This window comes from Streptomyces sp. NPDC033216, assembly GCF_055577115.1.
In genome coordinates this window covers 341,522-361,174 of record NZ_JBVIQK010000002.1, presented here as the reverse complement: position 1 = coordinate 361,174, position 19,653 = coordinate 341,522, and the positions used below count along the sequence as shown (strand labels likewise).

The 19,653-nt window shown below is 70.3% G+C and carries 20 protein-coding genes; 3 read left to right on the top strand and 17 right to left on the bottom strand.

The features are described from left to right. Positions 1 to 163: 163 nt before the first annotated feature. Positions 164 to 1,123 carry a hydrogen peroxide-inducible genes activator gene (locus tag ACZ5Y0_RS05110; protein WP_469127229.1) on the bottom strand — a complete coding sequence of 320 codons (960 nt, stop codon included), beginning with the start codon at positions 1,121 to 1,123 and terminating at the stop codon, positions 164 to 166. 133 nt (positions 1,124 to 1,256) lie between these two features. Between ACZ5Y0_RS05110 and ACZ5Y0_RS05105 the strand changes: the two genes are divergently transcribed. After that, entirely contained in the window at positions 1,257 to 1,811 is a 555-nt protein-coding gene (locus ACZ5Y0_RS05105) for a peroxiredoxin (protein WP_469127228.1), read from the top strand. Positions 1,812 to 1,817: 6 nt separating this feature from the next. Then, positions 1,818 to 2,351: an alkyl hydroperoxide reductase gene (locus ACZ5Y0_RS05100; protein ID WP_469127227.1), complete on the top strand. Its 534-nt coding sequence runs from the start codon at positions 1,818 to 1,820 to the stop codon at positions 2,349 to 2,351. Positions 2,352 to 2,375: 24 nt separating this feature from the next. Here ACZ5Y0_RS05100 and ACZ5Y0_RS05095 read toward each other — a convergent pair whose 3' ends face one another. The 7 genes from ACZ5Y0_RS05095 to ACZ5Y0_RS05065 form a co-directional block, all read right to left on the bottom strand. Then, the gene (locus ACZ5Y0_RS05095) at positions 2,376 to 3,833 is read right to left on the bottom strand and encodes an AI-2E family transporter (RefSeq protein WP_469127226.1); all 1,458 of its coding nucleotides are present in this window, start codon (positions 3,831 to 3,833) and stop codon (positions 2,376 to 2,378) included. Between the two features lie 135 nt (positions 3,834 to 3,968). After that, positions 3,969 to 4,655, bottom strand: a complete 687-nt coding sequence (locus ACZ5Y0_RS05090) for an aggregation-promoting factor C-terminal-like domain-containing protein (RefSeq protein WP_469127225.1) — start codon at positions 4,653 to 4,655, stop codon at positions 3,969 to 3,971. Between the two features lie 409 nt (positions 4,656 to 5,064). Then, the gene (locus ACZ5Y0_RS05085; RefSeq protein ID WP_469127224.1) at positions 5,065 to 6,390 is read right to left on the bottom strand and encodes a PhoH family protein; all 1,326 of its coding nucleotides are present in this window, start codon (positions 6,388 to 6,390) and stop codon (positions 5,065 to 5,067) included. Between the two features lie 565 nt (positions 6,391 to 6,955). After that, complete coding sequence (locus ACZ5Y0_RS05080; protein ID WP_469127223.1) at positions 6,956 to 7,729, bottom strand: isoprenyl transferase; 774 nt, start codon at positions 7,727 to 7,729, stop codon at positions 6,956 to 6,958. Between the two features lie 843 nt (positions 7,730 to 8,572). Beyond that, positions 8,573 to 9,400 carry a methyltransferase domain-containing protein gene (locus ACZ5Y0_RS05075; protein WP_469127222.1) on the bottom strand — a complete coding sequence of 276 codons (828 nt, stop codon included), beginning with the start codon at positions 9,398 to 9,400 and terminating at the stop codon, positions 8,573 to 8,575. Between the two features lie 14 nt (positions 9,401 to 9,414). Then, positions 9,415 to 10,290, bottom strand: a complete 876-nt coding sequence (locus ACZ5Y0_RS05070) for an LLM class flavin-dependent oxidoreductase (protein ID WP_469127221.1) — start codon at positions 10,288 to 10,290, stop codon at positions 9,415 to 9,417. 99 nt (positions 10,291 to 10,389) lie between these two features. Further along, positions 10,390 to 10,950, bottom strand: a complete 561-nt coding sequence (locus tag ACZ5Y0_RS05065; RefSeq protein ID WP_469127220.1) for a dihydrofolate reductase family protein — start codon at positions 10,948 to 10,950, stop codon at positions 10,390 to 10,392. Positions 10,951 to 11,138: 188 nt separating this feature from the next. Here ACZ5Y0_RS05065 and ACZ5Y0_RS05060 point away from each other — a divergent pair, with 188 nt between their 5' ends. Continuing rightward, positions 11,139 to 11,528 (top strand): DUF192 domain-containing protein, encoded by a 390-nt coding sequence (locus tag ACZ5Y0_RS05060; protein ID WP_469127219.1) that lies wholly within the window; start codon positions 11,139 to 11,141, stop codon positions 11,526 to 11,528. A 217-nt stretch (positions 11,529 to 11,745) separates the two neighbouring features. Here the strand turns inward: ACZ5Y0_RS05060 and ACZ5Y0_RS05055 are convergent, their stop codons facing one another. The 9 genes from ACZ5Y0_RS05055 to ACZ5Y0_RS05015 all read right to left on the bottom strand — a co-directional run bounded on the left by ACZ5Y0_RS05055 (position 11,746) and on the right by ACZ5Y0_RS05015 (position 19,559). Next, the gene (locus ACZ5Y0_RS05055; protein ID WP_469127218.1) at positions 11,746 to 12,381 is read right to left on the bottom strand and encodes an OmpA family protein; all 636 of its coding nucleotides are present in this window, start codon (positions 12,379 to 12,381) and stop codon (positions 11,746 to 11,748) included. A 7-nt stretch (positions 12,382 to 12,388) separates the two neighbouring features. Next, positions 12,389 to 12,970, bottom strand: a complete 582-nt coding sequence (locus ACZ5Y0_RS05050; protein ID WP_469127511.1) for a hypothetical protein — start codon at positions 12,968 to 12,970, stop codon at positions 12,389 to 12,391. 34 nt (positions 12,971 to 13,004) lie between these two features. Further along, the gene (locus ACZ5Y0_RS05045; protein WP_469127510.1) at positions 13,005 to 13,598 is read right to left on the bottom strand and encodes a pilus assembly protein TadG-related protein; all 594 of its coding nucleotides are present in this window, start codon (positions 13,596 to 13,598) and stop codon (positions 13,005 to 13,007) included. Beyond that, positions 13,595 to 13,825 carry a hypothetical protein gene (locus ACZ5Y0_RS05040; RefSeq protein WP_469127217.1) on the bottom strand — a complete coding sequence of 77 codons (231 nt, stop codon included), beginning with the start codon at positions 13,823 to 13,825 and terminating at the stop codon, positions 13,595 to 13,597. The genes ACZ5Y0_RS05045 and ACZ5Y0_RS05040 overlap by 4 nt, the downstream gene beginning before the upstream one ends. A gap of 117 nt (positions 13,826 to 13,942) precedes the next feature. Next, a complete protein-coding gene (locus ACZ5Y0_RS05035; protein ID WP_469127216.1) occupies positions 13,943 to 14,740 on the bottom strand; it encodes a response regulator in 798 nt (265 codons plus the stop codon). 50 nt (positions 14,741 to 14,790) lie between these two features. After that, positions 14,791 to 16,176 carry a sensor histidine kinase gene (locus ACZ5Y0_RS05030; protein WP_469127215.1) on the bottom strand — a complete coding sequence of 462 codons (1,386 nt, stop codon included), beginning with the start codon at positions 16,174 to 16,176 and terminating at the stop codon, positions 14,791 to 14,793. Positions 16,177 to 16,194: 18 nt separating this feature from the next. Continuing rightward, positions 16,195 to 17,082, bottom strand: a complete 888-nt coding sequence (locus ACZ5Y0_RS05025; RefSeq protein WP_469127214.1) for a DUF5936 domain-containing protein — start codon at positions 17,080 to 17,082, stop codon at positions 16,195 to 16,197. Between the two features lie 25 nt (positions 17,083 to 17,107). Further along, complete coding sequence (locus ACZ5Y0_RS05020) at positions 17,108 to 18,052, bottom strand: type II secretion system F family protein (protein ID WP_469127213.1); 945 nt, start codon at positions 18,050 to 18,052, stop codon at positions 17,108 to 17,110. A gap of 169 nt (positions 18,053 to 18,221) precedes the next feature. Next, complete coding sequence (locus tag ACZ5Y0_RS05015; RefSeq protein ID WP_469127212.1) at positions 18,222 to 19,559, bottom strand: CpaF family protein; 1,338 nt, start codon at positions 19,557 to 19,559, stop codon at positions 18,222 to 18,224. Between the last annotated feature and the right edge of the window lie 94 nt (positions 19,560 to 19,653).

Here is a 19,653-nt window from a genome sequence, read left to right as displayed (position 1 = left end):
CCGAGGGCACCTGCCGGGGGGCGGGGGCCCTCGGCCCTCGGCGCCGTCGGCCTCCACAGCTGGTTCCGGCGCGGGTCTGCGACCTCTTCCGGCTGTCGCCGCCCGCAGCCTCGCGGTCCTCGTTCCGCTGTGTTCCGGCGCTCGTCCGACCGGCTCGCGGGCTTCACGCGCCCGCGGCGACGACGCGCACCGGCAGCGGCCGCAGCGCCTCCCGCAGGGCGTCCGCCAGCTCGCCGTACTCGGCGGCGCGGGCCGCACCGGATCGCATGGCGAGAGCGATCCGGCGGGCTGGGGCGGGGTCGGCGAAGCGGCCGGTGAGGAGTTGGGCACTGCGGCTGGTCTCGACGGTGACGGCGGTGCGCGGCAGCAGGGTGCAGCCGAGGCCTCCGGCGACGAGCTGGACGAGCGTGGAGAGTCCGGCGGCCGTGGTGGTCACCGGGGCGTCCGCCCGGCCCGCCTCGCGACAGATGTCCAGGGCCTGGTCGCGCAGGCAGTGCCCCTCGTCGAGGAGCAGCAGGTTCAGCTCCTTGAGTGCCTCGCGCGCGATGCCGTCCTGTCCGCCGAGCCGGTGGCCGAGCGGGGTGACGAGCACGAAGTCCTCGTCGAACAACGGGAGTTCCGTGACGCCGGGCATGCCGAGGGGGACGGCGAGCAGCAGCAGGTCGAGCCGACCGGTGTGCAGCCCGTCGACCAGGCTGGCGGTCTGCTCCTCGTGGACCTGGAGGTCGAGCGCCGGGTAGCGGTCGTGGACCAGGCGCAGGACGGTGGGCAGGAGATAGGGCGCGACGGTGGGAATGACCCCGAGCCGCAGCACCCCGGTGAAGGGCGCCCGCACCGCCTCCGCCTCCGCCATCAGCGCCCCGACCTCGGCCAGCACCGCCCTGGCCCGTACGGCGAGACGTTCCCCCGCCGGGGAGAGCAGCACCTTGCGCGTCGTACGCTCCAGAAGAGTCACGCCGAGGGTCTCCTCCAGTGCGGAGACGGCGCCGGACAGGGCGGGCTGGCTCATCCCGATGGCGGCGGCCGCGTCCCGGAAGTGCAGATGCTCGGCGACGGCCGCGAAGGCCCGCAACTGGGCCAGAGTGGGCAGCCGCTTCCTGGCCCCGGAATTACTGACGGTCACTGATAATCACCTCCGATCAACGGGTCCTAGTGTAGTGATTTCTGTAATCAATGCACCGTGTGCCAGCATCAGGTCCGTCCAACCCATGGGAAGTGTCCGCGATCCGGACGCTCCTTCGCTGCAAGGAGAGCGTGTGCTCACTGTCGGTGACAAGTTCCCCGAGTTCGAACTGACCGCCTGCGTCTCGCTGGAGAAGGGCGCGGAGTTCGAGCAGATCCACCACAAGTCCTACGAGGGTAAGTGGCTGGTCGTGTTCGCGTGGCCCAAGGACTTCACCTTCGTGTGCCCGACCGAGATCGCCGCGTTCGGCAAGCTGAACGACGAGTTCGCCGACCGCGACGCGCAGATCCTCGGCTTCTCCGGCGACTCCGAGTTCGTCCACCACGCCTGGCGCAAGGACCACCCGGACCTGACCGACCTGCCGTTCCCGATGATGGCGGACTCCAAGCACGAGCTGATGCGCGACCTCGGCATCGAGGGCGAGGACGGCTTCGCCCAGCGCGCCGTCTTCATCGTGGACCCCAACCACGAGATCCAGTTCACGATGGTCACCGCGGGCTCCGTCGGCCGGAACCCCAAGGAGGTCCTGCGGGTCCTGGACGCCCTCCAGACCGACGAGCTGTGCCCGTGCAACTGGACCAAGGGCGAGGACACCCTCGACCCGGTCCAGCTGCTGGCCGGGGAGTGACCTGAGATGTCCCTCGACACCCTGAAGTCCGCCGTACCGGACTACGCCAAGGATTTGAAGCTCAACCTGGGCTCGGTCATCGGCAACTCCGAGCTGTCCGCCCAGCAGCTGTGGGGCACCGTGCTGGCGACCGCGATCGCCTCGCGCTCCCCGATCGTGCTGCGCGAGCTGGCGCCGGAGGCGAAGGCGAACCTCTCGCCGGAGGCCTACACCGCCGCCAAGTCGGCCGCCGCGATCATGGCGATGAACAACGTCTTCTACCGCACCCGCCACCTGCTGTCGGACCACGAGTACGGCAACCTGCGGGCCGGGCTGCGGATGAACGTGATCGGCAACCCCGGGGTCGACAAGGTCGACTTCGAGCTGTGGTCGTTCGCGGTGTCCGCGATCAACGGCTGCGGGATGTGCCTGGACTCGCACGAGCAGGTGCTGCGCAAGGCGGGCGTCGAGCGTGAGGTGATCCAGGAGGCGTTCAAGATCGCCTCGGTGATCCAGGCGGTCGGCGTCACCCTCGACACGGAGGCCGTTCTCGCCGAGTGACGGCGGGTCGGACTCGGGCCCCGCTCACCCCTCGGGGTGGGCGGGGCCCTGTCGTTCCTCGCCCCCGCCGACCGTCTCGTCCCCCGCCCCGGGCTTCGGCCGACCGGGGGGACCTCCGCCGTCCCCGAGGGCTTCGCCCCCGGAACCCTCCGTCGATCCTGTAGGGGCCTGGTCCTCGACCGCCGGCCGGGCCGGGGGCGCCGGGGCGGCGTCGATCGCCGTCGCGCCCCTCGGTTCCGGTGCCGTCAGCAGGGCCGGTTGCCTCGAGTACGCGTGCAGGTAGCCCACCACCGTGTTCGTCACCGCCACCAGCGGTACGGCGACCACCGCGCCGCCGATGCCTGCCACCATGCCGCCGGAGGCCACCGCGAGGACCACCGCCAGCGGGTGGACGCGCACGGCGCGGCCGAGGATGAACGGCTGGAGGATGTGCCCTTCGATCTGCTGTACGGCCAGCACGACCGCCAGCGTCATCACCGCGGTGAACACGCCCTGGGTGACCAGGGCGACGACCACGGCCAGCGCCCCGGAGGCGACCGCGCCGACCAGCGGGATGAAGGAGAAGAGGAAGATGAAGACGGCCAGCGGCACGGCCATCGGCACGTCGAGGAAGTAGATGCCGAGGCCGATGAAGATGGCGTCGATCAACGCCACTATCACCGTGCCGCGCACGTACGCCGTGAGTGTCGCCCAGGCCCGCGGGCCGGCGCCCGCGACACCCGGCCGGGCGGCGGCGGGCACCAGCTTGAGGGTCCACTGCCAGATGCGCTTGCCGTCGTAGAGCAGGAACAGCGTCGAGAAGAACGCCAGCAGGATGCCGGTGAGGGCCTCCACGACGACCGTGACGCCCTCCAGGCCGGCGGAGGTGATCTCGTCGGTGTTGGCGCCGACCGCTTCGCGCAGGTTCTTGGCGATGCCGTTGATCTGCTTGTCGGTGACGTGGAAGGGGCTGTTGAGCAGCCAGCGGCGCAGATCGTCGATGCCGTCCTGGACCTGGTCGGAGAGGTTGTCGATGTTCTCCATGACCTGCCAGGTCACGAACCAGCCCATCAGGCCGATGACCACGAACCCGAGGATCGCCGTCAGCGCGGTCGCGGGCCCGCGGGGGACACCCAGCCGCTTCAGCCGGGCCACGGTGGGTTCGAGGAGCGCGGTCAGCAGCAGGGCCACCACGAAGGCCAGCACGACCAGTTGGACGGCGCTGATGGCCCTGATCAGGACCCACACGGTCCCGGCGAGCACCAGCAGCCGCCAGCCCGCCTCGGCGGCGACCCGGACGCCCCACGGCACGACCTGTGCGGGGTCCGGGCGCGGCACGGGGGGCGGCAGTTCCTCGGCGGGCGCCGCCGGCACCGCCGGCACCTTCCGCCCGGCTCCGGCACCGCTCTCCCGGTCGGCCTCGGCCCGACGCTCGTCGAGCCGCTGCCCCATCTCGGTCAGACCGGCACCGAGCCGGCCGAGCCATCCTGGCACTCTCGACATGATCCGCCCTCTTCCCCCGTCTCTCCCCACCACTCACCCCTGGAGCCGTCGGCATAGACCGTACAGGCCGAAAGCCCCTCCCCCAGAACGGGGAGGGGCTGCGCGGGCTTGAGCGAGAGGCGCCGGCCGTACGGCCTAGTACCAGTGGTTGGACTGCCAGAACGTCCAGGCGTCGCACGGGCTGCCGTAGCGGTCGTTCATGTAGTTCAGGCCCCACTTGATCTGGGTGGCCGGGTTGGTCTGCCAGTCGGCGCCCGCGGACGCGTACTTGCCGGCGGGCAGCGCCTGGAAGAGACCGTAGGCGCCGGAGGAGGCGTTGACGGCCCGGTAGTTCCAGCTGGACTCGTGGTCCACGATGTTGCTGAAGCACTGGAACTGGCCGCTGGGCACCATCTGCTGGGCCATGGCCTGGATCTGGGCGATCGAGTAGGAACCCTGAACGGGGAAGTCGGCGGAGCTGCGGCTCGCGGCGGCCTTGACCTCGGCGCGTTCCTTGGCGTCCTCGGCCGCCTTCTCGGCGGCCTCCTTCTTCGCGATCGCGGTCCTGGCGGCTGCCTTGCGGGCCGCTTCCTCGGCGTCCTTCTTGGCGCTCTCATCCGCCGCGATGGCCTGGACACTGGCCTGCTGCGTCAGGGAAGCGGTCTGCACCTGGGCCTGCTGACCCGCGGGGATGTCGGCGAGGAGCGTCGTCGAGTCGATCGCCATCGCTTCCGCGTCGTTGGGCTGCGCGGTGCTGCCTGAGGCAACACCGACGACGCTTCCGACGGCGGTGACCGCCGTGGCCGAGGCCACTGCGAATCCCCGGACCGAGATCCGGCTCACACGGTTTTCCTTCCAGCATCGCCCGCTTCGGTGACCCTGGCGGACGCAATCGTGCCCCTGAACACTGGCCTCCCAACTGCGGGGTCACGGGAGGCGCGGACCCGGTGGGCAACTCCCTGATCGGGAGCGCCGCGTGGTGCGTGGGCGGCATACGACGAAGCTATGGAGTTGGAGTGGTCCCGTATCGCTGGGGATACACGTGTGTCGTATGCGGGGCCTGACAGGAAGGAGACTCTGCCGCAACCCGACGCCGAGTGGCAATTCCGAGTTGCGTGTGAAAGCTCACATCCCGTTTCGCCCTAGGTATTTCGTCGTTCGGCCACACGCGAAGGCGCCGCCCGACTAGGCTCACAGCCTTTGCCGAGCGGCGCCGACTACCTGCGGGGACCCGCGAAACGGGGCGGCCCGGTCAGACGTGTCCGTCCTCCAGCATTTCGGTCACAAGGGCCGCGATCTGGGACCTCTCGGACCTGTTCAGGGTGACGTGCGCGAAGAGCGGATGCCCCTTCAGTTTCTCCACGACGGCGACGACTCCGTCGTAGCGGCCGACACGCAGGTTGTCCCGTTGTGCCACATCGTGGGTCAGAACGACCCGTGAGTTGGCGCCGATCCGGGACAGGACGGTCAGCAGGACGTTCCGCTCCAGCGACTGGGCCTCGTCCACGATGACGAACGCGTCGTGCAGCGAGCGGCCCCGGATGTGGGTGAGCGGCAGGACCTCCAGCATGCCGCGGGCGGTGACCTCCTCGATGACCTCGCGGCTGGTGACCGCGGACAGCGTGTCGAAGACCGCCTGTGCCCAGGGGCTCATCTTCTCGGCCTCGGAACCGGGCAGGTAGCCCAGTTCCTGTCCGCCCACCGCGTACAACGGACGGAAGACCATGACCTTCTGGTGCTGGCGGCGCTCCAGGACCGCCTCCAGCCCGGCGCACAGCGCGAGTGCCGACTTGCCGGTGCCGGCCCGGCCGCCCATCGACACGATCCCGATGTCCGGGTCGAGCAGCAGATCGAGCGCGATGCGCTGTTCGGCGCTGCGGCCCTTGATGCCGAACACCTCCCGGTCGCCGCGCACCAGCCGCACACTGCCGTCGGCCGTGACCCGGCCGAGCGCCTTGCCACGCTCGGACTGGATGGTCAGACCGGTGTGCACGGGCAGCTCGGAGGCTTCCGGGGCGTGTACGTGCCCTTCCTCGAAGAGGGTGTCCACCTGTTCGCCGGGGAGCGTCAGTTCGGACATCCCGGTCCAGCCGGACGAGTCCGTGATGGCCAGTTCGGCCCGGTACTCCTCGGCGAGCAGCCCCACGGAGGACGCTTTGATCCTCAGCGGGAGGTCCTTCGACACGACGGTGACGTCGAACCCCTCGGCCTGGAGATTGCGGGCGACCGCGAGGATGCGTGAGTCGTTGTCCCCCAGGCGGTAGCCGGTGGGCAGCACGCTGGGGTCCGAGTGGTTCAGCTCGACACGGATGGTCCCGCCCAGCTCCCCGATCGGGATGGGGGCGTCGAGACGGCCGTACTTCACCCGGTAGTCGTCGAGCAGGCGCAGGGCCTGCCGGGCGAAGTAGCCGAGTTCGGGATGGTGCCGCTTGGCCTCCAGCTCGGTGACCACGACGATGGGGAGCACGACCTCATGCTCGTCGAAGCGGTTCATGGCGTGCGGGTCGGCCAGCAGGACGCTGGTGTCGAGAACGTAGGTGCGCCGGTCTGGCTTGTGGCGCTTTGCGCTGGTCACCACGGAAGGACGTACCCCCTCGGATGAGGTCGGGGAGCGACGGAGTGGAGCTGGACCGGAAGTCGACCGCCTGCACGGGCCGAAAACCGGCCCTCCGCTGCGTCCGTGCGGACCGCACGATCGGGCTGGTGCAAAGGGCCTCCCGGGCGGACGGCCCGTGCCGTCCGCTGAGATCCGACACCCGTGGTTCGGGCGTCGACCTGCTTGCGTTATGCCCTCGAACACGCGCCGCCATGCCACGGCATATGACGGCACACTGGTGAACTCCTGGTTACTTTCGCCCCCGATCGGGGTAGTCGGGATGCTTTTCACGGGCGTGGAGTCGTGCGGACGGAGGCAGCGGGGGGCGACGGGATCCGGCCGGGGGCGGCGGGATCCCGGCCGGGCGGGCGCCCGTCGGGCGACGAGCCCGCCGGCTCGTGCCCGCGGTGGGCGACGAGCCGTGCGAGGCGGAGAGGCACCGTCGGAATCCGGCCGGGCGGCGGTTTGCTCGCCGGAGTGCGGCGAGACGCGTGACGGCCGGCCGTCACGTGCGTACGGCCGGCCGTTGTGCCGCGGTGTCCTGCTGTCAGCCGCCGAAGCGCCGGTGCCGGGCCTCGTAGTCGCGCAGGGCGCGCAGGAAGTCGACCTTGCGGAAGGCGGGCCAGAACACGTCGCAGAAGTAGTACTCCGAATGAGCGGTCTGCCACAGCATGAACCCGGACAGCCGCTGTTCGCCGCTGGTGCGGATGACGAGGTCGGGGTCGGGCTGGGCGCCGGTGTAGAGGTGACGACCGATCATGTCGACGTCGACGGAATCGGCGAGGTCCTCCATCGAGACGCCCTTGTCCCGGGCGTCCAGGATCATCGAGCGGACCGCGTCGGCGATCTCCTGGCGACCGCCGTAGCCGATGGCGACGTTGACGAGTATCCCGTCGATGGCGGCGGTTGCCTCCTCGGCCTCCTTCAGCGTGCGCTGCATGCCGGCCGGGAGGAGGTCGGGTGTGCCGACGTGGTGGACCCGCCATCGGCCGTCGGCGGCGAGGGTGCGGACGACGTCCTCGATGATGCCGAGGAGGGGGACCAGCTCTTCCTCGGCACGGTCGAAGTTGTCCGTGGAGAGCAGCCAGAGGGTGACGACCTCGACGTCCGTCTCGGAGCACCAGCCGAGGAACTCCTCGATCTTTTCGGCGCCCGCGCGGTGGCCGTGCACGGTGGTGGAGCCCGCGGCCTTCGCCCAGCGCCGGTTGCCGTCCATGATCACGCCGATGTGCTTGGGCACCTGAGCGTGGTCCAGGTGGCCTTCCACCCGGCGCGCGTACAGCCTTACCAACAGGCCGCGCAGCTTGTCGCGCAGGTTCACGTGAATGTCAGCCCCTCCGTGCGGTGGCGGTCCCCGCGGCGGCAGCCTACCCCCACGGGAGCCCGGCGGAGCGGGCGGGGGTGGGGGCGCGGTCCGGTGTGGCGGGGGGTCAGGAGTGCCCGCCGAGGCGGTGTCCCGTGCGGGCACGAAAAAACGGGCCGGTCCGTGGGGGGGATACGGACCGGCCCGAGGGGGGGTTTCCACCATAACCCTTCGTGAGGGATGCTGCGTGCATTGGCGCGCCACAATTACTCTCCGGAGCCGTCCGGCGACGGGGCGGTGGTCGTTCCCGAGTGGGATTCACAGGTGGTCCATGACCGAAAGGCGGCGGAATCCAGGCCTACAGGACAGGACACCGGCGAAAGCGGAGGTTTTCGCGCCGGATGAGCACCGACCGTGCGGCGGCACGCCCGTCCCCCCGATGGGCTATCCCCACGCGTACGTCCGCTTGACGCGGCACGTCACCGCGCAGTCCCCTCCACCGCACGGTGACGCCCGCGCAGATTTGCCGGCGCGAATTGCCTGGCTGCGAATTCACCGGAGGCGGGACAGGGGGCGGACCACCTGCCATAACGATGGGGAAACCCTGCGGAGCTGATCGGGTGGTGTGCGGGTTTATGAATGATCGGCTGGTTGCGGGTTTATGAATGGAACGTCAGTTTCCCTGGGGTCGCGCATCTGGGTCGACCGGTGGGGCGGTCAGCGGGCGTCGGCGGGCGGTCGGGTTCTCGGGGGCGGCGGGCGGATTCTCGGGGGCGGCGCACAGAGGGCGCGGGCCCTGGCGAACCGGACCAAGGGGCCGGAGGAGGGAGGCCGGGTCACGAGGCCAGGCAGACGGCCGGGTCAGGAGGCCGGATCAGGCGCGGGCCTGCGGGCGTGGACGAGGTGGCGCGTGCTGTGGGCCACGAACGGCCCCTCGGCCTCGATCCGCCCGTGCAGGGAGCGGAGTTGTTCCTCGTACCGCTCCACGGTGAAGCCCGGCACCATCCACACCACCTTGCGCAGGAAGTGGACGACGGCGGCGATGTCGTGGAACTCGACGCGCAGCCGCTCCGCCCGCAGGTCGACGATCTCCAGGCCGGCCGCCTCGGCGTCGGCGCGCTCGCGGTCGGGGTGGCGGACGGCACTCACCTCGTCGGGCAACGGCCCCAGGAAATGCTCGACCAGTTCGAAGACGCTTCGCGGGCCCACGTGTTGGGCGAAGTAGCTGCCGCCCGGTTCGAGGACGCGCGCGATCTCGGCCCACGGCGGCCGTACGGGGTGCCGGCTGGAGACGAGGTCGAAGGTGCCGTCGGCGAAAGGCAGGGGCTCGTCCTCCGCGACGGCGACCACCGCGATGCCGCGGGGCCGCAGCAGGGCGGTCGCCCCGGCCACGTTCGCCGGCCAGCCCTCGGTCGCCACGGCGAGGACGGGTGCCCCTGGGGCGGCCCGGCCGAGGGCGAAGTCCAGGACCTCCCCTCCGCCGGTCTGCACGTCGAGTGCCGCACGCGCACCGGCGAGGCGCCCGGCCAGGGACACCGCGTACCCCCAGGACGGCCGGGCCTCGGTGGCCCGTCCCTCGAACCAGGAGAAGTCCCACCCCTCGGTGGGCACGGCAGCGCCCTCCGCGACGAGGTGCTCGAAGGTGCGGGGCCGGTGGTCGCCGCTCGGCGAAGGCTGCTGGGCACTCATCGTGGCCGCCGCCGTCACTTCACCAGGGGGCGTACGTCGTCGCCCACGAACCGGATGAATCCCTCGGGGTCGGGTTCGTCGGCGGTCGGGAGGAGGACGACCGTGTCGGCGCCCGCCTCGGCGTACGACTGGACCCGCTCGGCGACCTCGGCCGCACCACCGGCGACGCCGAGGCCGGGCACGTCGGCGAGACCGGTCGTGACCAGCTCGCGCCGCAACCGCGCGGCGGCGTCCTTCCCGGTGGCGGTGAACAAATAGACGACGAGCTTGTGCGGGGCGGCATCCCGGCCGGCCGCGGTCCTGCCTTCCCGCACCAGCCTGCTCGCCTCGCGTACGCCCTCCGGTGAGAAGGCCTCGTTGAGCACCGTGCCGTCCGCGACCTCGCCGGACAGCCTCAGGGTGCGCGGGCCGATCCCGCCGACCAGCACCTCGGCCCCGCCCTCCGGCGGCCAGTCGAGGGCGACGTCGTCCAGCGTGACGTACCGCCCCCGCGTGGTGATCCGCTCTCCGTTCAGCAGGCCGCGCAGGGCGAGGGTGTACTCGCGCAGCAGGGTCAGCGGGGAGGCGGGGCGGGCGCCGACCTGGCCCATCCAGTCCTGGACGCCATGTCCGATGCCGAGGCGGACGCGGCCCGGGAACATCCGGTGCAGGGTGGCGGCCTCCATCGCGGTGACGGCGACATTGCGCAGCGGCACCGGCAGCAGGCCCACGCCGATCCGCACCCGCTCGGTCCAGGCGAGCGCGGCGGCGGCCGCCGAGATCCCGGCCTCGCGGAAGCAGTCCTCGAAGACCCACAGCTCGTCCAGTCCGGTGGCATCCGCGAGCCGGGCGATCGCACGGAGCCGCTCCGGGGGCACCTGCGGGCGGAAGACGGCGCCGAGTTCGGTCATGATCCCTTCCTATCCGGGCGCTCCGGCCCGGACAACCCCTTTACGGCGACGCCGCGTCGACGGGCGTGCGGGATTCGTGGCGCCCGTGGCGCTCGTGGGTCATTCGCGCTCGTGGCGCAGGAGGACGACGCCGTTGCCGAAGGTGTGGGTCCCGGCCAGGCGGAGCCCGACCGGGGCGGAGCCCTCCGTGAACAGCGGGGTACCGCCACCGACGATCACCGGATGGACGTAGATCCGGAACGTGTCGACGAGGCCCTGCCGCAGGAAGGCGGCGGCCAGGTGCGCGCCGCTGAGAATCAGATCGCCGCCGGCCTGCTCCTTGAGCGCGCGCACCTCCGCCGGGACGACGTCCCGCACGATGGTGGTGTTCCAGTCGGCGTGGCTCATCGTCCGCGAGTACACGATCTTCGGCATCTCCCGCCAGATACCGGCGAACTCGGCGACCGCGGCGCTCGCGTCGGGCTCCTGGTCGGCCGTGGGCCAGAAGCCGGTCATCAGCTCGTGGGTGACCCGACCACTCAGGAAGGCACCGGCCTCGCGGAGGAAGTCGTTGAAGTGCTGGTGCAGTTCCTCGTCGACGCGGTGCCAGGAGATGTCGCGGCCCGGGGCCTCGATGTACCCGTCGAGCGAGACGGAAGTCGTCAGAACGACATCGCGCATGGTGGACGCTCCTCGCTGGTCCTCGGTTCCGCTGCCTCACGGTGCCATGGAAAAGGGTGTGGTGGAGGTAGGGCGGGGATACGGTCGTGGTGTGGCGCGGGGTTCAGCGGTGCCGGGTTGCCGGGTGCATGGGGCCTGCTGGGCCGGCAGGGCTCGTCGGGGGGTCGATGGACGGATCGGAGCTGGGCATGGGACGGCGGTTTCGGGACGGGCGGGGGCGGCTGGTCGTACCGGGTGAGGGTGGGGCGGCGGTGACGGTTCCGCTGGAGATCGCGGCCTCGTACCGCGCCCGGACGAAGGGGCTGCTGGGGCGGGACTCGATCGAGGGCGCGCTGCTCCTCTCCCCCGCCGGCGGCGTGCACACCTTCGGCATGCGGATGCCCATCGACGTCGCCTACCTGGACCGCCGCCTGACCGTACTGTCCGTCCGGACCATGCGACCGGGACGGCTGGGCCGACCCCGGCTGAGGTCGCGGCACGTGCTGGAGGCGGGGGCGGGGGTCATGGCCGGGTGGGGGGTTCGGGCGGGCGTGGTGGTCGCGGTCGAGCCGGAGGCCGATGCCGGCCCCTCTGCGTGACGGGGCGCTTCTCGCCTCGACTCCAGGCAACTCGCCATCACGTCCGCGACCGAGGCACTGCGAACCGCGGGGATCGTCCAAGGAGTCCAGGGGGAGCGCGTGTTCGTCATCGCCGTACCCGGCGACACGCCAGGGAGTGACGAGTCCACCGACCGATGGTGTCCCCGCCAAGGGCGAGGGGCCGGTCGGCTGACAGGCGGGGCCCCGGATCGGTCCCTCAGCTCGCCGTCCTGGGGAACGTGACCTCCACTCGGCGGTTCTTCTTGCGGCCTGCCTCGGAGGCGTTGTCGGCGATGGGGTACTGCTCGCCATAGCCCCGCACCTCGAAGGTGACGGCGGAGTTGTTGAGGTCGCCGGCGAGGGCGGCCTGGACCGCGTTCGCGCGCTGCTTCGACAGGACGTCGCCGTGGGCGGAGGAGCCGAGGTTGTCCGTGAAGCCGAAGACGCGGATCCGGGTGGCGTTCTGCTTCTTGATCTCCTCGGCGATCCCGGCGATGCGGGCCTTCGCGTCGGCGCTCAGCTTGGCACTGTCCTTGCCGAAGAGGACTTCCGCCTGAAGGGCGAACTTCACGTCCGCGTTGGTGTCCTCCCGTCGCTCGTCCCCACTCTCGTCCTCGACGACCTGCTTGATGTCGAGCACCTTGGGCTCCGCGAGGGTGGCACCCTCGGGCAGCTTGAGGTCGGGGTCGTTGGGGTCCACCTCGACGGGGGCGGTGGCGGTGGGTTCGGTGCCCGGGGGGACGCTGGGGTCGTCGGCGTGGGCCGGGGGTGCGGTGATGATCAGCAGGGTGGTGGTGAGCAGGGCCAGGGGGAGGTGGCGGGGTGCGGGGCGGGTGTGGGTGGTCGACGTCATCGCGGGATCACCCGGAGACCTTGATCACGGCGCTGGGGAACAGCGGCAGTTGGAAGGAGACGTCGGTCGTGCCGGCGGGCGGTGAGGGGAACTGGAGGAACACGGCGATCGACTCACCGGCCTTGAGTGACGAGAAGCCTGTGGTCGTCAGGGGACGGCCTTCAGTGTCGCGGAGAACGTAGTAGCGCTTCTTACTTTTGGAGTCGACGAGGGTCGCGCCGCCCAAGGACAGTCCGTTGTTGATGATCTCTGTCTCGTTACCACTCAACGCCGATGGGATCACGACCTTCGTCCCACTGTCGTTCTTCAGAAAGCCAGTCACGGTGATGAAGCCTCCAGCGTCGCGCTCCGCGGCGTTGAGCTGGAGAAGGAGACCGCTCGGGCCCTTCACCTCTGCAAGTGGTTCCTCGGACTGACCTTCCTGCGCGCTGGGCTGTGACCCGTTGTTCTTCGAGGCGGAAGCCGGATTCTGGGGTTTCCCGTCGTCGTCACCGCCACCGCTGCAAGCGGTCGCGCCAACGGCCAGCCCAGCCACGGCGACCAGTACGACCATCCCCCTACCGGCTTTCGCCGTGAACCGCATCCTCATCATTCTGCTTCTTTCTCCACTCGTCGTTCGCTCGTCAGTCGGCCAGGTGGACGTCGAAGAGGTCTTCCGCCGCGGGCAGATCGGTGAGGTTATCCGGGTCCAGTTCCCACTCCCCCTCCTCACAGGTCAGTTTCGGAAGTACATCGACCTCGGCATCGTCGTCCGGAAGCTCGAACGTGCAAAGCGGTTCGATCACGGCAGTCGCGGAGGCGTGTGCCCTTCTGTCCGCCGTGCCTGGGATGACGGAGTTCCCGATGGGTTTGTCCGCCTGGACAGTAACGCTGTAGCCAAGGGGGCCATCCTGACCACATTCGACATTGCTCGCATCGTTCATGTCCGCAAGCTCAAAAGCTCGCCAGCAAGTGTCGTCGGCCCCATCGCCGTCGAATATGCTCTGCCATTTCGCCGGGTTCCGGACATCCACGAACCAGAGGTCCGCAAGCTGGTGTCTGGCCTCTTGCGCCGCTGCCAATGCCGCCGCATCGGCGGCCGTCTGGGCGCCGTTTCGGTTCACCGCGGCCTGGCCGACCGCGAAGTACGCGAACGCGAGAAAGAGCAGGCCCGCCACCACCGTGAGGTAGATGGGAAAGACCTGCCCCTCGTCGCCGTACGCGCGAGATCGAATCAGGGAGCCACCTTTTCGATCTGTGTCCTGAGCTTGTCCACGATCGTCTGCCCCAGGTTCGTGTTCGCGATCAACACCACGATCGCCACCACCACCGCGATGATGCCCAGGTACTCGACCGCGGTCTGGCCCCGGTCGCCGCGGCGACGGACGGCCTGTGCGGTCGTGTTCTTCCAGCCGCTCACCCTGACCTTGGCCGCGACGGCGGTCTTCAGCATCAGGTCGCTCATGGCGTTCCCCTCCGTTTGAGGCGTTACCGGCATGAGGAACGTAGAGCGGAACGGGTCTCCCGGCCGAGGGTCCCAGGGCCCAATCCCGGGCCCAGGCCCAACCGGCGGCGCGGCGTTTCATGGGGTCACCGCCGTTCCCAGCCACTTGGCCGCGGCCTCCGAGCGGCTGGTGCTGTGCAGCTTGGCGAAGATGCGGTTGATGTGGTTCTTGACCGTCTTCTCGCTGATGAAGCAGGTGGCGGCGATCTGTTGGTTGTTGAGGCCCGCCGCGATCAGGTCCATGATCTCCGCCTCCCTCGCGCTCAGTCGGAACCCTTGACCTGACTGTCCCACAGGCGATTGCATTCGCGAAAGTCGTTCGCGACAAGTGGTAGAGAGTGAGGGATCTGAGACTTCTTCATCATGTGCAGTCGCACCGGAACGGAGCTGGGCAAGTACCGCCGTCGCCGCCGTGGGTGTGAAGTGGGCTCGTCCGGCCACGATGTCCCGGATCGCGGAGATCAAATCCGCCACGGTGAACTCGCCGTGCACCAGGTAGCCGCCGGCCCCCCGCCGCAGAGCCTCCTGGACGATCTCCGACTCGCTGCTGTAGGTGAGCATCACGACGGGGGCGATCCGCACCAGGTGGGGAAGGGCCGAGAGGCCGTCCACGTCGGGCATGCGGACGTCCAGCAGGACGAGGTCGGGGCGATGACGGAGGGCGGCGTCGTAGGCCTGGCGGCCGTCGGCGGCCTCCGCGACGACCGTGACGTCCTCGCGGCCGGAGAGGAGAGCGGTCAGGCCGGCGCGGACAACAGGGTTGTCGTCGGCCACCACCACGCGCACCGGCGTGGAGCGGGGTGGTGGCGCGAAGGCCTCCCGTAAGAGGGTGGCAGGTGGCTGCGCAGCGCCGGGCTGGAGCGGTCGGTCCGGCATCGGACGGCCTCCTCTCGTGGGGTGGGGGGTCGACTCGTACGGCGTGCCGGTCATGGTGTCCTAGTCGTCAGCGCCGCGAGCGGGAGTTCGAGGAACACTCCGGTGCCGCGGGAGTGGAGACCGCCGCCGAAGTGAAGGCGGGCGCCGACAGATGCGGCCCGCTCGGCCATGCCGACCATCCCGAAGTGCGCTGTGCTGCGGAGCTGTTCCAGGGTGGTTCCCGACGGCAGGCCGGGCCCGTCGTCGAGGACGCTCACGTCGAGGAGTCCGTCGCGCACGTTTGCCCGTACCTCGACGCGGGTCGGGTGCGCGTGCCGGTGGGCGTTCTCCAGGGCTTCCGAGGCGATGGTAAGGAGGTGGCGGGCCACCGCGGGCGGGACGGGGGGCACGGTGCGGTCGCCTGTGAGGTGGTAGGTGGCCGGTAGCCCGGTGCGGTCGGCGAACTCACGTGTGTGGACGGCTAGTTCGCGCAGCAGGTCGACGCCCTGCTCCGGATCCGTTGCGCGGCGCAGGTCGGTGAGGAGTTCGCGGGACTCGGCGGCGGCCCGGCGTGCGGCGCGGGCGACCAGTTCGGCCTGTTGCCGGACGCGGTCCGGGTCCGTGGCCACCGATCCGGCCGAGCAGGCCAGGCCGTCCGCCGCGAGGGCCACGCCGTGCAGGGTCTTGGCGACGGAGTCGTGCATCTCGCGGGCCAGGCGGGCCCGTTCGGCGGCGACCGCCTGGGTGACGGCGAGCCGGGCCTTGACGGTCGTCAGGGCCACGGTCGCGGTGCCGAAGCGGAGCATGAGGTTGCGCAGGGTGGAGCCGACGGCTCCGGTGATGACGCAGAGACCGGGAAGCAGCAGTCTCTCCGCGAGGCCCGCTCCGGACTCCCGTTCCAGGGTGGCGTGGACCAGCAGCAGGATCAGCGACTGGAGTGAGGCGAAACAGGCGGCGCCTCGCCAGCCGTAGACGATGCCGGCGAGGAGGGGGGTGCAGACGCTGACGTACGCGAGGGTGGTGTCGGGGCCTGCGGAGATCAGCAGCAGGGTGCCGAAGAGGGTGTCCACGGCGAGCAGGGTGGGGTGGCGCAGCAGGAGGGGACCGAAGCGTTCCCAGTCCCGGAAGAGGACGTACGACCCCATGAAGGTGATGACGACGGCCGCGCCGACCAGGCGGGCGCCCAGGCCCGGTGAGGCGTTGAGGAGGGCGGCGGGGGCGGCCAGGGCGATCATGGCGAGCCGGAAGCCGAAGACCTGGCGGCACATCGCCTGGAGGGCGTTGACCTGGAGCGGGATGGAGGGCTCGACCTCCCGTCGCTCGGTCGACCCGGCAGCGGGTGTGCCGCTTCTGTCGTCCAGGACGGCGGCGAGGACGCCGTCCGCCGCGAGGGCTTCCTGGGCCTGCGAACGGCGGCGGCGCCGCAGGCCGCCGCGTCCCCTCGAAAGGGCTGTCATGACCGTCATCCCGCTCACCTACTCGCCCGTGATCGAGCTGAAGTCCGTGCCGGATCCCAGCAGCATGCCCGCCCCGAGGAGGAGCATCGTGGCCGGGACCATGAACGTCGTGATCATCAGCGTGGCCTTGGGGACCGCGCGGGCGGCCTTGCGGCGGGCGTTCTGCGCGTCCGTACGGCGCATGTCCTTGGCGATCGCGACCAGCGTGTCGACGATCGGCGCGCCCAGTTCCTCGCCCTGCTGGAGTGCGGTGACGAACATGGCGACCTGCTCGGAGTCGTTGCGGCGGCGGAGTTCGGCGAAGGCGTCGCGGCGGCTCATGCCGAGGTCCATCTGCCGGAGCGTGATCCGGATCTCGTCCGCCCAAGGGCCCTCGTACCGGGACGCCACGCGGTCGAGGGCCTGGCGGAAGCCGAGGCCGGCGCTCACGACGACGGCGAGTACGTCCAGGAAGTCCGGGAGGGTGCGTTCGATCGCGTCCTTGCGAACCCGGATCGCGGACCAGATGCCGACCTCGGACCAGAACACGCCGAAGGCGATCATGAGGAGGGCGAGGAAGAAGCTGCCCTGGAGCAGCGCTGCCAGGCCGCCGAGGCCGCCGGTCGCCCCGTAGACGGCCCGGCGGGCCGCGTAGCGGTCGATCGTCAGGCCACCGGGGTTGCCCGCGAGATCGATCCTGCGCCGGTATCTGGCGACCTGCCGGGGGCCCATGAGCCGTAGGACGGCGGGGGCGTACCGCATGCCGAGGCGGTCGATGACGGAGCCGACGGCTCCGGTGCGGGTGGCGCCGACCTCCAGGGCCAGGGCCAGGTCGGTGGGCAGCTTCACCTCCGCGCGGTACATGCGCAGGCCGGCGAAGGCGCCCCAGACGCTGAGGCCCATGACCAGGGCGAGCAGTAGTTCCATGGCGGTCGTCTCCTCCCCTCAGCCCTCAGACGTCGATGCGGGACATGCGGCGGATGAGGACGAAGCCGACGGCGTAGAGGGCGAAGGCGATGATCACGCTGGCTTGGCCGGCGGGCGATCCCGTCATGCGGTCGAGGGTGCCGTCCGCGACGCTGTCCATGAGGAACAGAGCGCCCACCCCCAACACCGGCACCGCGTAGGAGGTCATGCTCACCTGCGACAACTGGGTCCGGACCTCCCGTCGGGTCTCCTTGCGTTCCTCCAGGGTCTCCGTGAGGTTGCGCAGGGCGCCCACCACCTGGCCGCCCGCTCGGTTGGAGAGGACCAGGGTGGTGACCAGGACGACGAGTTCTCGGGAGGGGAGACGGTCGGCGAGTTCACCGAGGGCGTCGTCCAGGGAGTGGCCCACGGCCAACTGGTTAGCGACCTTTGCCAGTTCCTCGCCGGCGGGCGCCTCCAGCTCATCGGCGGCCATGCCGATGGCGGTGCGCAGGGCGAGGCCCGCGTCGGTGGCGTTGGCCAGGATGCGGGCCAGTTCGGGCAGCTGGTTGATGAAGCGTTCGATGCGTTTCTGGCGTTGCCAGTTGAGGAACTGCCAGGCGGCCCAGATGCCGAGCAGGCCGGCCAGCGGGCCGAAGAAGGGGGCCAGGGTGGCCTGACCGATCAGCCACAGGGCGGCGACCGCGGCCAGCATGTACGCGAAGAACTCGCCCGGCGTCACGTCCAGCCCGGTGGCCGTCAGCCGTAGTTCGAGTCTGCGGCCGAGGTCGGTGCGGCGCAGGCGGCGGTCGAGGGTGCGGAAGCGGCGCCGACGGCCAGTGAGGGGGACCTGGCCGGTGGCGGTGAGGCGGTCGACGAGGGCGGCCCGCTGGGCGCGGCCCCGCGCGTACGCGTACACGCCCGCGACGGCCAGACAGCAGGTCAGCAGGCTCACGCCGGTGGTGAGGGTGATCAGGTTCTGGAGGGTCATGGGGTGTCCTGCCTGTCCTGTTCCGTCCTGGCCGCGCTTTCGCGAAGGTCTGCTGTCGGGCTTCCGCTGTTGTACTTCTGCTGTTTGGTGTCCGGTGTCTGCTGTCGGGCTTCCGCTGTCGCGTTCCGCTGTCGGACTTCTGCTTCGGGTATCCGTTGTCGGGCTTCCGCTACCGGGCTTCCCTGGTGGTCAGCTCGTCGGTGGTGCGAGCGACTCCGAAGGCCTGGGGTATCGGCTGGCTCGCCATGTAGAGGCGGTCGGCGGTGCGGCGCGGCAGCGGGTGGTACTCGAAGGCACCGTGGATACGGCCGTCCGCGGCCATCGGGCGGGCGTTGAAGCGGGCGATGGTGGCCAGCCGGTACGGCTCCCCTCCGTGACTGTCGAGCAGCGCGATCTCCGTCACCCGCCGGGCCCCGTCCGCGAAGCGGGTGAGCTGGATGATGACGTCCACCGCGCTGTTGATCTGGTCGTGCAGGGCGACGAACGGGATCTCGACGTCCGACATGGACGCCAGGGTCTGGAGCCGCATCAGCGCGTCCTCCGCGCTGTTGGCGTGGACGGTGGCCAGGGATCCGTCGTGGCCGGTCGACATGGCCTGGAGCATGTCCAGGGACTCGCCGCCGCGGACCTCGCCGACCACGATCCGGTCGGGGCGCATGCGCAGCGAGTTGCGGACCAGGTCGCGGATGGTGATGCGACCTTTGCCCTCGACGTTGGGGGGTCGGGATTCCAGGCGGATGACGTGCGACTGCTGGAGCTGGAGTTCGGCCGAGTCCTCGATGGTGATGATGCGTTCGCTCTCCGGGATCAGTCCCGACAGGGCGTTCAGGAGGGTGGTCTTCCCGGTGCCCGTCGCGCCGGAGACGATCACGTTGAACTTCGCCTGCACCAGGCCCGCCAGCAGGTACAGCATCGGCTCGTCCAGCGACCCGAAACCGATCAGTTCGTGCAGGGTGAAGGAGCGCGGGAAGCGGCGGATGGTGAGGGTGGGTCCGGTCAGGGACAGCGGAGGGATGATCACGTTGACGCGTTCGCCGGACGGGAGGCGGGCGTCGACCATCGGGTTGGTCTCGTCGACGCGGCGGTTGACCGTGGAGACGATGCGTTCGATGGTCTGCATGAGCTGGTCGTCGGAGGCGAAGCGGATGGGCAGCTGCTCGACGCGCCCCGCTCGTTCGACGAAGATCGCGTCCGGGCCGTTCACCATGATCTCGGTGATCGAGGCGTCCTCCAGGAGTGGTTCGAGGATGCCGAGGCCCAACGCCTCGTCGACCACCCTGCGGATCAGCTGCGCGCGCTCCGTCGTGGACAGGACCGGTCCCTCGCGGCTGATGATGTGCCCCAGCACCCGCTCCAGACGGGCCCGGCGCTCGGCCGCCGCCAGCGCGCTCATCTCGGCGAGGTCGATCTCCTCCAGGAGTTTGGCCCGGTAGGAGGCGACCATGTGGCCGTCCTCGCCCCGGCCGCCGTGCTCCTCGGGAGAGGTGATACGGGCCCGCAGGCTCATCTCCGGTTCCTCCTCGCTGCGTTCGGTACGTCGACTCGGGGGTTGACTTGGCTGGTGGATGGGTGGTCCGGTCAGGTCGTGGGCTCCGGGTGGT

Bases quoted from the DNA above. Each gene is read 5' to 3' on its own strand.
- ACZ5Y0_RS05030 (WP_469127215.1), bottom strand. From the start codon at position 16,176: ATGACAGCCCTTTCGAGGGGACGCGGCGGCCTGCGGCGCCGCCGCCGT.
- ACZ5Y0_RS05020 (WP_469127213.1), bottom strand. From the start codon at position 18,052: ATGACCCTCCAGAACCTGATCACCCTCACCACCGGCGTGAGCCTGCTG.
- ACZ5Y0_RS05055 (WP_469127218.1), bottom strand. From the start codon at position 12,381: ATGACGTCGACCACCCACACCCGCCCCGCACCCCGCCACCTCCCCCTG.
- ACZ5Y0_RS05050 (WP_469127511.1), bottom strand. From the start codon at position 12,970: ATGAGGATGCGGTTCACGGCGAAAGCCGGTAGGGGGATGGTCGTACTG.
- ACZ5Y0_RS05035 (WP_469127216.1), bottom strand. From the start codon at position 14,740: ATGCCGGACCGACCGCTCCAGCCCGGCGCTGCGCAGCCACCTGCCACC.
- ACZ5Y0_RS05100 (WP_469127227.1), top strand. From the start codon at position 1,818: ATGTCCCTCGACACCCTGAAGTCCGCCGTACCGGACTACGCCAAGGAT.
- ACZ5Y0_RS05060 (WP_469127219.1), top strand. From the start codon at position 11,139: ATGGGACGGCGGTTTCGGGACGGGCGGGGGCGGCTGGTCGTACCGGGT.
- ACZ5Y0_RS05025 (WP_469127214.1), bottom strand. From the start codon at position 17,082: ATGGAACTACTGCTCGCCCTGGTCATGGGCCTCAGCGTCTGGGGCGCC.
- ACZ5Y0_RS05015 (WP_469127212.1), bottom strand. From the start codon at position 19,559: ATGAGCCTGCGGGCCCGTATCACCTCTCCCGAGGAGCACGGCGGCCGG.
- ACZ5Y0_RS05065 (WP_469127220.1), bottom strand. From the start codon at position 10,950: ATGCGCGATGTCGTTCTGACGACTTCCGTCTCGCTCGACGGGTACATC.
- ACZ5Y0_RS05095 (WP_469127226.1), bottom strand. From the start codon at position 3,833: ATGTCGAGAGTGCCAGGATGGCTCGGCCGGCTCGGTGCCGGTCTGACC.
- ACZ5Y0_RS05075 (WP_469127222.1), bottom strand. From the start codon at position 9,400: ATGAGTGCCCAGCAGCCTTCGCCGAGCGGCGACCACCGGCCCCGCACC.
- ACZ5Y0_RS05070 (WP_469127221.1), bottom strand. From the start codon at position 10,290: ATGACCGAACTCGGCGCCGTCTTCCGCCCGCAGGTGCCCCCGGAGCGG.
- ACZ5Y0_RS05040 (WP_469127217.1), bottom strand. From the start codon at position 13,825: ATGAGCGACCTGATGCTGAAGACCGCCGTCGCGGCCAAGGTCAGGGTG.